Annotated in this window: 9 protein-coding genes; 4 read left to right on the top strand and 5 right to left on the bottom strand. The window is 53.9% G+C overall.

Annotation, left to right across the window (positions count from 1 at the left end):
• The 4 genes from galT to EK22_RS04925 all read left to right on the top strand — a co-directional run bounded on the left by galT (position 1) and on the right by EK22_RS04925 (position 4,819).
• Complete coding sequence (galT, locus tag EK22_RS04945) at positions 1-1,095, top strand: galactose-1-phosphate uridylyltransferase (protein WP_036248583.1); 1,095 nt, start codon at positions 1-3, stop codon at positions 1,093-1,095.
• 3 nt (positions 1,096-1,098) lie between these two features.
• Positions 1,099-2,172, top strand: coding sequence for a galactokinase (gene galK / locus EK22_RS04940; protein ID WP_036248580.1), 1,074 nt, complete (start codon positions 1,099-1,101; stop codon positions 2,170-2,172).
• Positions 2,173-2,176: 4 nt separating this feature from the next.
• Positions 2,177-3,241 carry an aldose epimerase family protein gene (locus tag EK22_RS04935; RefSeq protein ID WP_036248647.1) on the top strand — a complete coding sequence of 355 codons (1,065 nt, stop codon included), beginning with the start codon at positions 2,177-2,179 and terminating at the stop codon, positions 3,239-3,241.
• A gap of 555 nt (positions 3,242-3,796) precedes the next feature.
• Positions 3,797-4,819 carry a sterol desaturase family protein gene (locus EK22_RS04925; RefSeq protein WP_020159421.1) on the top strand — a complete coding sequence of 341 codons (1,023 nt, stop codon included), beginning with the start codon at positions 3,797-3,799 and terminating at the stop codon, positions 4,817-4,819.
• Positions 4,820-4,859: 40 nt separating this feature from the next.
• On the opposite strand, the gene EK22_RS04920 is transcribed toward EK22_RS04925, so the two are convergent.
• The 5 genes from EK22_RS04920 to wecB all read right to left on the bottom strand — a co-directional run bounded on the left by EK22_RS04920 (position 4,860) and on the right by wecB (position 11,583).
• Positions 4,860-6,266, bottom strand: a complete 1,407-nt coding sequence (locus EK22_RS04920; protein WP_036248574.1) for an O-antigen ligase family protein — start codon at positions 6,264-6,266, stop codon at positions 4,860-4,862.
• Positions 6,267-6,276: 10 nt separating this feature from the next.
• Positions 6,277-8,133: a hypothetical protein gene (locus EK22_RS04915; RefSeq protein WP_036248571.1), complete on the bottom strand. Its 1,857-nt coding sequence runs from the start codon at positions 8,131-8,133 to the stop codon at positions 6,277-6,279.
• A 179-nt stretch (positions 8,134-8,312) separates the two neighbouring features.
• A complete protein-coding gene (locus EK22_RS04910; protein WP_036248568.1) occupies positions 8,313-9,596 on the bottom strand; it encodes a glycosyltransferase family 4 protein in 1,284 nt (427 codons plus the stop codon).
• Entirely contained in the window at positions 9,597-10,454 is an 858-nt protein-coding gene (locus tag EK22_RS04905; protein WP_036248565.1) for a dTDP-4-dehydrorhamnose reductase family protein, read from the bottom strand.
• Position 10,455: 1 nt separating this feature from the next.
• A complete protein-coding gene (gene wecB, locus EK22_RS04900; RefSeq protein ID WP_027147284.1) occupies positions 10,456-11,583 on the bottom strand; it encodes a non-hydrolyzing UDP-N-acetylglucosamine 2-epimerase in 1,128 nt (375 codons plus the stop codon).
• Positions 11,584-11,588: the final 5 nt, after the last annotated feature.

Raw genomic sequence — 11,588 nt, 5'->3', positions numbered from 1 at the left:
ATGTACATGCGCGAATTGACCAAGCCGGACGGCCGGCATCTCTGGCTGTACAGCCGGCACCCGCTTGATGACGCAAGTGTAAGCGCGCCCAGTCCGTTCCCGGAGTCGCTGCAGGCTAATCCGCATTTACGCTGGCATCCCTTACTCGGCGAATGGGTCACTTATGCCGCCTATCGGCAGGGGCGCACGTTCCTGCCGCCGCCGGAATACAACCCGCTGGCCGTGACCACTCAGCCCGACAACCCGACCGAACTGCCGCCGGGCAAATGGCAAATCGCTGTCTTCGACAACCGTTTTCCGTCCTTGAGCCTGGAAGCGCATTCCGCACCTGACCTAATCGTGCCGACGAGGCCGGCAACCGGCAAATGCGAAGTCGTGGTGTTTACGCAGGACGCCCATTCCTCGCTGGCGGCGCTGCCGCTGGCGCATATCGAATTGCTGTTGCAGGTCTGGGCGGAACGCACCCAGCAACTGGGTCGGCATCCCGACATCGCTTACGTGCTGCCGTTCGAGAACCGCGGCGCCGAAGTCGGGGTCACGCTGCATCATCCGCACGGGCAAATCTATGCCTATCCGACCGTGCCGCCCGTGCCCGCGCGCATGCGGCAGGAAGAACTCAGCCATTACCGGCTACATGGCCGCAGTCTGCTGTCTTCATTGATCAAGCAAGAACTGCGCGAGGCGAAACGCATCCTGTACCAGGGCGAACACGCCGTCGCCTTTGTGCCGGTCTGCGCACGCTACCCGTATGAGGTCTGGGTGGCGCCGATCGAGCCCGTGCCCGATTTTACCAAGCTGAACGATGTCCAGGGCGCCGATCTGGCGCGCGCGCTGAAAACCGTGTTGATGAAATATGATGCCTTATGGCATAGGGCCTTTCCTTATCTGATGGCCTGGTATCAAGCCCCGACCGATGATCAGAAGCATCCCGAAGCGCATCTGCACGCCGAATTTTTTCCGCCTTACCGCACGGCGGACAAACTGAAATACCTGGCCGGCACCGAATTGGGCGCCGGCCTGTTTGCCATGGACGTTCTGCCCGAGGATAAAGCGCGCGAACTTCAGACTATTAGCGTCGATATTGGGAGCCTGTAACTTATGAAAACATTCACCGCCATATTCGGCACGCATCCGACCGCCAGCGCCGAGGCACCGGGACGCGTCAACCTGCTCGGCGAACATACCGACTACAACGACGGCTATGTGTTGCCGACGGCGATCCGGCAATCCACGCACGTGCTGCTGCGCCCTAACGAGGGCAACATCTTCAGGGTTTATGCCGCCAACCTGAACCAGTTTATAGAATTCAATATGGCGGGCATGCCGGAGGAGCATTTTGGCCAGTACATCTACGGTTGCCTGAAACAAGTCGAAGCGCTCGGCATCGATGTGCCGAAACTGGACATTTATATCGCCTCCAACATCCCTATCGGGCTGGGCCTGTCTTCCAGCGCCGCGCTGGAAGTGGCAATGCTGCGGGCCTTGCGTGTACTGCTTTCGCTGCCGCTGGACGACGTCCAGATTGCCCGGCTCGCGCAACGCGCCGAAATCGACTACGCCGGGGTCCATTGCGGCCTGATGGACCAGATGGCATCCAGCCTGGCCGACGTGGGCCAGATGCTGTTTCTCGATATGCGCACACTGGATCGACGTAAGCTGCCGCTGCCGGCCGGCAGCGAAATTCTGGTGCTCGATTCCGGCATCATGCGCACCCTGGCGGGCAGTAAATACAACGAGCGCCGCGCCGAATGCGAAGCGGCGGCCAGGCTGCTGGGCGTGGCCGCGCTACGTGACGTGCCGGAGCCGAGCCTGACGGAATCGCTGCCGGAACCGCTGTGCCGCCGCGCCCGTCACGTGGTCAGCGAAAACAACCGCGTGCTGCGCGCCCGCGAGCCCATCAGCGCCGATAAATTCGGGCAGCTGATGAATGCCTCGCACGACAGTCTGCGCGATGATTACGAAGTGTCGATACCCGAACTCGACGAACTGGTCGCGATTCTGCAACGCCAGTCCGGCGTATACGGCGCGCGGCTTACCGGCGCCGGTTTCGGCGGTGCCTGTGTGGCGTTGTGTGAACAGGGGGCGGCGCGGCATATCGGCCTGGAGACCCTGAAGCTTTACAACCGGTCCGGCCGCAATGGCTGTCTGCTGGTTCCCGAGCCGTCACGGTAAAAACATGCCGATCACGCGGCAGCCGCTAGGCTCGACTCATGACGGCCGGCCCGTCGATGGCTATACGTTGACCAATGACGCCGGCATGGCCGCGAAGATCATGACCTATGGCGGCATCCTGATGTCGTTGCAGGTGCCCGACCGGCACGGCCGCCTGACCGATGTCGTGCTCGGCTTCGACACCCTGGCGCCTTATCTGGGCGAGCATCCTTATTTCGGCGCCATCATCGGCCGCTATGCCAACCGTATTGCCCAGGGCCGGTTTCGTTTGCAGGGTATGGATTATCAATTGGCCTGCAATAACGGTCCCAATCACCTGCATGGCGGCCGGGCCGGATTCGACCGGCGCCTGTGGCGGGCGCGGCCGTCCGGCCCGGAAACGGAGCCGCGGCTAACGCTGAGCTACCTGAGCCCGGACAGCGAAGAAGGCTATCCCGGCAATCTGCAAGCCGAAGTGACTTATACCCTGACGGCACGCAATGAACTGCGGCTCGACTATCGCGCCCAAACCGACGCGCCGACCATCATCAATCTGAGCCATCATGCCTATTTCAACCTGGCAGGATGCGGCACGGTGCTCGATCATCGCCTGCGTCTGCTGGCGGACCGCTTTTTGCCGGTCGACGACACGCTGATCCCTACTGGCGAACAAGCCCCTGTGACCGACACTGTCATGGATTTTCAACGCTTGACGCCCATCGGCGCGCGACTGCAACCAGATGATGAACAGTTGCGCCGCGCGGCGGGCGGTTATGATCATAACTGGATCGTGTCGAAAGCCCCCGGCCATTGCCAATTGGCCGCCGAAGTCACGGAACCGTCAAGCGGGCGCCGCATGAGCGTCTATACGACGCAGCCCGGCATTCAGTTCTACAGCGGTAATTTTCTCGATGGCCGGCTGTGCGGCAAAGGCGGCCGGTTTTATGAAAAACACGCGGGCTTCTGCCTGGAACCTCAGCATTTTCCCGACTCCCCTAACCAGCCCGCGTTTCCCTCGACGCTGTTACAACCGACTGACGACTATCGTCACACCACTGTTTACCGGTTTGATGCCGGTCTGCGGCCATAATGTTGACGCACCAACAGAACGCCGCCTCACCCGACATACGATGTTGACGCGCTTTATGGATAAGCCTTCAAATCAGATCGAATCATGCGGCAATATGCCTTATTGGTGCAAAAAAAAGAGACATTGCGCCTTACTGATGCACTCAACCACCGTCGACGGACCTTTCCGACGCCCCTTTTTATCGGTGCCGATGCTGTCTGATTATCCGCCAGGCCTGACAGGATAAGGCTCCGGCTGCTTTTAGCGAGGACCGCTTAGGCCTATGGCATGCCGATTGCTCGCGTTATTCATGTCTAGAGAAAAACTACCGCGCCCGATGTCATCAAGGGTTAATAAAGTTGATTTAAGCTACTGGCCATTGGGTTGTTATACCAGTTTGGGACGGGAATGAAATAAGACCCGCAATTGAGGCAGGATTTCTGTTCCTGTTCAAGGCGCGCAAACAGGCGCATAGCAAGCTATGTAACTGTTTGCGCAACGCCGAAGAGGGACGGAAAGACAACTCAATTGCGGGAGTTATAAAATTCACGTTCCTTAAGTTAAAAGGAAAAGTCGATGTCACACTTCAATGCATTTCTCGAATCCCTTATTACATGGGCAGCGCTGACATCCGGAGAATTAGCCACGACAGCACTGCTTGTGTTTTTTGTCATCCTTTCAACACTTGAGGTGAGTGCCCCTAAAGAAAAACTTCCCCCGACGGGCCGGCGCAAATCCTTTCAAGCCAATATCAACCTGTTTGTTTTCAACAGCGCGGCGCTTTCGCTATTGCCGGTTTCGTCGCTGTTGCTGCTGGCCGAACAATATTCAGGCAACGGCTTGCTGAGCTATATTGCCAATCCCGTCTGGGCAGCCTTTCTGTCGTTCTTATTGCTCGACCTGATGCATTACTTCTGGCATAAAGCCAGCCACAGCTTTGACTGCCTGTGGATGTTTCACAAAGTCCACCACAGCGATCCTTATTTAAATGTTTCAACCGCGTTTCGCGTCCATTTCATTGAACTGTTCATTATCACGGCGCTGAAAGCGGCTTACATTATCCTGTTGGGCGCGGATAAAACCACCGTGCTGATCAATGAGACCATCACGACGCTGTTCGTCATGTTCCACCACTCGAACATTACCTTTCGCGGCGAAAAACTGCTGGGCCGACTCATCATCGTGCCCTGCCTGCATCGGGTGCATCATTCAACCGAACGCCGCGAGCATGACCGCAACTATGGATTTGTACTGTCAATCTGGGATCGCCTGTTTGGCACTTGCGCGGAGTTGGAGCCTGCCGGGATCGGCATCAAAAACAATGTGCCTCAGGATCTGCTGAACCTGTTGAAATTGGGCTTTACCAGTGATCCGGCACCGGTAGCGCCTGTCCCTGAACATGTGAAACCCATGATCGCCGAGGCCGCCTATTACAAAGCCAAATGCCGCGATTTTTCTCCCGGCCATGAGCTTTACGATTGGCTGGAAGCCGAAAGAGACATTCTCGGCGTCATGTATAAAGACAGCCTGCAGAGACAGCCCAGCCGCAGACAGAAGCTGTTCAACCCCAAACTGATCCTCCGGTCCCGTTATGCTTAAGCATCGGTGTCGGCGCATCAATCATCCTCTCATGGCCGGGTTATGCCGCGGCGTAATCCGGCCATTTTTTGGCTTTTCGCGTACGGGACTGGGCGGAAGAACTGAAAGACTGCGCACAGGCCACGCCCATCAATAATGCGTAAGCATAAGAAACGGCCGGAATTTGCATGCTGAAATCAATTAACGAATGAGCCCCGATCAAAACCGTGGCAGCGACACCGATGGCCGGGAAGATCATATCCCTCTTTCTGTTCAGAAAGCCTTTAAAACAAATCCAGGCGATCTTTACAAAACCGTAAAACAACGCCAGGGCCGCCGGCAAACCCAGTTCAAAAACAGCTTCCAGATATGTGTTATGCGCGTAGTCATGAATCATCGGCGTTACTTCGTTTCCGCTGATATCCATGCTCTGGTACAAGTGAAATGCCTCCTCGTAACTGCCCAATCCGAAACCTGCCCAGGGATTGCTCAAAATACTGTTCCAGGTCAAATCATAGACCGTCGTTCTGATTTTGCTTTCCTCGTCGAGGCGGCCGAAACGATCAAGCAACGCCTCGCTGCTGACGAAAAAAATGATCGCGCCAAACAGGATCAGGGAACCGAATATTATCAAGGTATTTTTGTTGCGGGTACGGGGGTTGACATAAAAGAGCAACAAAAACGCCAACAGCGCCAGACTGACGCTCAAAAATCCGCCGCGCGAGTATGACAGGATTAATGCCGAACCGATGGTGAAAAAAGCCAGCAAGGGAAACCAGGCCCGGGTGATCAGGTTCTCGATAAAGCGCTGTTTACCCAGATTGCCGGACAGATTGTATTCCCCCATGGTTTGCATGCGTTCGCTGAGCAAAGCCAGCGAGCAAAGCAGCGTTAACCCCGCAAATGTCGCAAAATGGTTGCGATTGATAAAAGTCGAGGAGACGGAACCGGCATAAGACCTTTCACGCCAGAGCACCATTCTGAAATCGCCTAATTGAATAATCAGGCCATAAACCGCATAAATAAAACCGGCCACCATCAAGCCATAAAAGACGGTTCTGGCCTTGCGGCTGTCCTGGCCATAGCATAAGGCCAGCCAGAACACCAACGCATAGCTGAGCAGGCGCATGATTGACGTCACCGTATCGGCCGGATTCAGTGAAACAGCGCCGGCGGAGAAGTTCAACAGTTCATTTTGCAGCTGCCATAACGGATGCGGCCCGGAGATATAACCGGTCGTTTGCATACAGGCCCAGACCAAGGCGACAAAAAACAAAACGGCGGCATCGCCAATCGCAGCGAAATGCCGAAAAAAAGGAGTTTGCCGTTTTTGGACAAAAAACCGCACCGCCCAAGCCATGGCCAACAGCGCTATCAACAGGGCGCACAGGCTCCATGACCAGGGACGGTTGGCCCCGTAAGGCAAAGGCGACAATAATACGACAGCCAACAAGCTATAGAAGATCATTCAGTTTTACCTAGTGAACGCCAACAGTATAGGCGCGCCATTCCATCAGTTTGATCTTATGCTGCTCGGCGATCTGTTTTAATTTGGATAAGTTATCGGTTGAAATGGCGGTCGTCAGTATGACCTCATCGATATGGTGCTTTGAAACCAGCTCATTGAAATCGCTCAACTGGCCCAATACGGCCTTGCCGTAAACATATTTTTGCCTTAACAGGCTGTTGTCATCGATAAAGCCGACCACATTCACCGAATCCAGCTCGACACTGTGATTTAAATGGCGCTCCCGCACGTATAAACCGCCATGGGTACCGGCGCCGTATATCAAGACATTGCGTTTATTGTGCCGATGGTTGACCGCGCACCATTCCCTGATGACTTGATGGGGCGTCCGTATGCCGATCACGCCGATCAGTGAGAACAGACAAAACAGCAGTAACTGGTTAAACGTGGCAATGCCCGCATTGCCGGTCAGCAGGCAAACCAGTGCCCAGCTAATGCTGCAGCCGACAAGCACGGCCAGCATCAAGGACAGATAGTCCCTGAAAACGCTATTGCGCCAGATTTTAATGTAAACCTTGGACATCAATAGCGATGACAGCACCGGCATGACCCATAAAAACACCTGGAAAGCCCAGTCGCCGATGCCGTGAAACGGCTGCTTTCCCGACAGCACGATCATGCCTGCCAGCCATACGGAAAGCGACATCCACAGCAAATCGAACAACGGATAAAATATCAACTTGAAACGCGTGATCCGGGGTTTGTCGTTGGACCGGGCCAGCAGCCTGGAGGTCTCCCATAACTCGATCTGCAGCACGTATTTAACCAGCAGATAAACAGCGGTGATCAGAATGATGAAAAGCAGGCCGTTGGCGGCCTCCTGGGCGATGATGAAAAACAGCCCCAAACCGACAATCAGCATGTTGACCGCATACAAGACCAACGCGACATGATGCTGTTTAAGGCCGTAATCAAGCAACCGGTGATGCAAGTGTTCTTTATCCGGCTGCATGATTTTAACGCCGGGATTGCCGTCGCGATGCGCCAGTACCTTGCGGATTGAACGGCGCCAGATGGCCAGCAGCGTGTCGATAATCGGAATGCCGGCAATAAAAAAAGGCGCGGCCAGAATGACAAAGAATGAGCCCTTGCCCCCCGCGTGCAAGCTGATGCTGGCCAGGGCGAAACCTAGAAACATGCTGCCGGTATCGCCCAGAAAAACCTTGGCCGGGAAGAAATTATAACGCAGAAAGCCCACGCAGCCGCCCGCCAGAGCCAGGCAGATCATCGCGTCGCCGGGCACGCCCCGGAACATGAACACAGCCGCCAGGCCGACGCTGGAGATCATCGCCAGTCCCGAACATAAGCCATCCAGGCCATCAATCAAATTAAACGCATTGACGATGCCCAGCGTCCAGATCAGAACAAACACCATGCCGCCCCAAAAGCCGAAATCAAAACCCAGCAAATTAAATTGATGGCCTGAGATTAAATAAAGGCAAACCGTTGCCAGCGCCTGTCCCGCCAGTTTGTTTAAAGGCGACATTCCAGCAATGTCATCCACTAAACCGACAATCAGCAAAATGGCTGACGAAATGAAAAAAGCCTGCCACCAGCCGATATCCAGATGGCCGGTAAAATCTGGCCAGAAATAGTGATAAAGCGAATAACAAGCGACATTAAAGCCAATGAATACAATGACGCCGCCGCCTAATGGCGTGATTTTTTTATGAATGCAACGCTCATCAGGCACATCCATCAGGCCTGCAAGCGGAGCCAGTTTTATAAATAATGGAGTTAATAAAATAACAATCGCGGCAGATACACCAAATACTGCCCAATATTCAAACAGATGATCAGATAGCATTTTATGTTTAATCCTTAAGTTAAAAAGTACGACGGGTAAATAGATAATCTCTACAAAAATCAGCCGGCCTGCCGACTGGAAAGGGTTTCACTTTTTTCTTCAGGGCGATTTTTCCATTGTTGAAATAGGTTGCTCGTTTGCAGTCTGTTTACAAGGAGATGGGCCGGACAACGCCGGCTTTAACCGTTTTTGGCCAATACACCTGAATGCAGCGGCGCCGGCTCGGGTTTCTCCGGTATCGCGGCTCTATTGCTTGCCGTCTTGACCCCATGACCGACAGCGAATGCGGTGATTCTGTCCACGGCGGATGCAACCGAAAACTGCTCATTCAAGAGTCTGTTCGCATTTTCCCCCATCTGAATTCTCAGTGTTTCATCATGCAGCAGCGTCAAGGCATTGTTCAGCAAGCCTTCATCATCACCATTGACGGTAATCAGGCCGCCCCCCGCTTCTTCTATCGCCGGCTTCAGGTCATTATTCGGATTAATACTGCCCAGTATGGGCATATGCTGAACCATGTAGCCCAACAGCTTGCCGGGAAAATTATGGGTCGAATGACCGGGATGAAGCGTAAAGAGTCCGACATCGAATTCGGCCAGCATCTGTTTGAATTCATCCTGGGAAACAGCGGGCAGCAATGAAATATTGTTCAAACCTTCCCGGGCCATGGCGCTGCGAACAAGCCCGACTTCATCGCCGTCGCCGACCAGGACAAAATGCGCCCTGGTTTCTGTCCGCATATTTTTTGCCAGGCGCACAATATTCATCATGTCCTGCGCGTGGCCGATGTTGCCGCCATAAAAATAAACAACTTTATCCTTGAGCCCCAGGGCTTCGCGATAATGGCCGCCGCGTGAAGGCACGGGCTCGTTGGCGGCCCAGTTATACAGCACCTCCAAAGGCTTGCCGGTTTGCGTCGTCCTGGCAAACCAGGTCTTATTGCCGGGCGATTGGATCGCGATCGTATCGGCGGCCTGATAGTTGAGCCACTCGAAAAACCGGAAGTATTTAGTGATCGGCGAGCGGGCGCTCAAAATGCCGTTATCAATGACCCATTGCGGAAAAAAGTCCCGCAGAATCAGGTAGCTTGGCGCGCCCCAGTTTTTTTTCAGCTTCCTGACCAGACTGCCCCAGAAAATGGTCGGCGAATAATAAACAATCAGGTCATGCCTGTTGTTATTGAAGTGGTTTTTATAGGCCCGCCAGGCATTATAGGAAAGCAGCGTCTCATTAACGGCTCTTTTCACCTTGGCAACGTTTTTGATTTCGCCCGAACGAAAGCGGCAGACGGTCACGCCATCCAGCACCGTTGTTTCGGCTCGCTTGCCGATTCTGTGATCCGGCGTGATCACGGTGACCTGATTCCCGCGCGCCACAAACTCGACAGCCAACTCATGCATCATCTTGGCGCCGACCTTGATGCTGTCGGGCAAGTAATCGTCAATTATTAACAGTACTTTCATTTAACTCAGCCGGTAATGGGAATAATAGTCGGAATGCGCATTCATCCAGTCGCGCAGCTCAATCAACATGGCCTCATAGGCCGGTTTGCGGTAATTAAAATCAGTTCGCGTGCACACCAGGCTTTTATCAACCATATAGTTTTCATAAGGTTGCACTGAAATATCCTGATTCCATACCTGGGCGAAAAGCCTGAGCAATTCATATTTCGATATCTTTTCGTCCGGGCATAACTGGTAAAGTCCGGTAAGATCCTGCCTGATCAGTTCATGGGTTGCTTTTGCCAATTCAAGCGTCGTCACGCCGGACCAGTAAGCTCTGGAATAGCCTTTGATTTCACCCTGCTGCTTAAAAAACCAGTCCAGCAGGCCGGTGCCGTTGTGTTTGAGCTCCGGGCCAATGATGGAGGTGCGGATGGTCAGATCGCGATCGTTAATGACTTCGCCCAGCGCTTTGGTTCTCGCATAGTTGTCGTTGCCGTCCCGGAAGGCATCTTCATGATACTGGCCATCCTTGCCGGAGAACACACAGTCCGTGCTGATATGGACCAGCTTGAAGCCAAGTTCCGTGCCCAGCCGGGAAAGAAAATGCGGCAGATAACTGTTGATCTGGATGGCGGTGCACAGATCATTGGAGGACTGGCTGACGAGCACGCCGATGCAGTTAATCACCCGATCCGGCTTTACCTCGCTGAGATAGTCCTGCAGCCCGGAAAAATCAAGCACATCCAGTTTCTTATCGATATAACGGCCGTGTTCGCGCGCGACGCCGTGGACATGATATTCACCGGTCGCCTGCAGGTATTCGGTCATGATATGGCCTGCCATGCCGACGCTGCCTAATACCACCACTTTTTTCATATCAATAGTGCTTCCATACGGTTCTGTTGATGTAATCGATGTAGCTGACAATGATCCTGACCACCTTGCGGGACACATTGTCCACGTCATAATCCTTGACGAGATGCACGCTGTTAGGATTCTCGCGCCATTGATCGGTGACGATATCAATCGCATTGATGATGGCTTCGGCTTTAAGCCCCGACATGATCAGCGTACCTTCATCCATGCCTTCGGGCCGCTCATGGGCCTGGCGGATGGTCACGGCGGGAAAGCCCAGTATCGAGGCTTCCTCGGTAATGGTGCCGCTGTCGGAAATCGCGCAAAAAGCCTGTTTCTGCAGACAGATGTAATCAAAGAAACCGAGCGGTTTCATGAACTCGATCAGCGCGTTGAATTGTCCGCCTTTGAAGGACTCCAGTTTCTTCCGGGTACGCGGATGCGTCGAGACAATGACTCTTTTGCCGTATTTTTCGGCTATCGCGTTTAACGACGCCAGCAGATCGTTGAAGTTTTCCTCGGAATCGATATTTTCTTCCCGATGCGCACTGACGATAAAAAACTCCCGTGGCACCAGTCCAAGCCGCTCCAGGACGTTCGATTTCTCGATATCGGCCTGATAGTGGTTCAGCACTTCCAGCATGGAGGAGCCGGTTTTTATCACCGTCTCCGGATGAACGCCCTCGGAGACCAGATAATGTCTGGCATGTTCGGTCAGCGTCATATTGATATCGCTGAGATGGTCGACTATTTTCCGGTTGATTTCCTCAGGCACGCGTTGATCGAAACAGCGATTGCCCGCCTCCATGTGAAACACAGGGATCTTTCTGCGCTTGGCGGAAATCACCGACAAGCAACTGTTGGTATCGCCATAGACCAACAGCGCATCAGGGCATACTTCGGCTAACAGCTGGTCGGATTTTATGATGACGTTGCCGATGGTCTCGGCGGCATTGTTGCCGGCCGCATTTAAAAAATAATCGGGTTTTCGGATTCCCAGTTCCTTGAAGAACACTTCATTGAGTTCATAATCGTAGTTCTGGCCGGTATGAACCAGAACATGATCCGTGTACTTTTCCAGCTGGGCAATCACCCGGCTCAGTTTGATGATTTCCGGGCGCGTGCCCACGATCGTCATAATTTTTTTCATGGCCA

This window comes from Methylobacter sp. BBA5.1, from assembly GCF_000746145.1.
In the GTDB taxonomy this organism is placed as follows: domain Bacteria; phylum Pseudomonadota; class Gammaproteobacteria; order Methylococcales; family Methylomonadaceae; genus Methylobacter; species Methylobacter marinus.
This window is presented reverse-complemented; position numbering and strand designations above follow the sequence as displayed.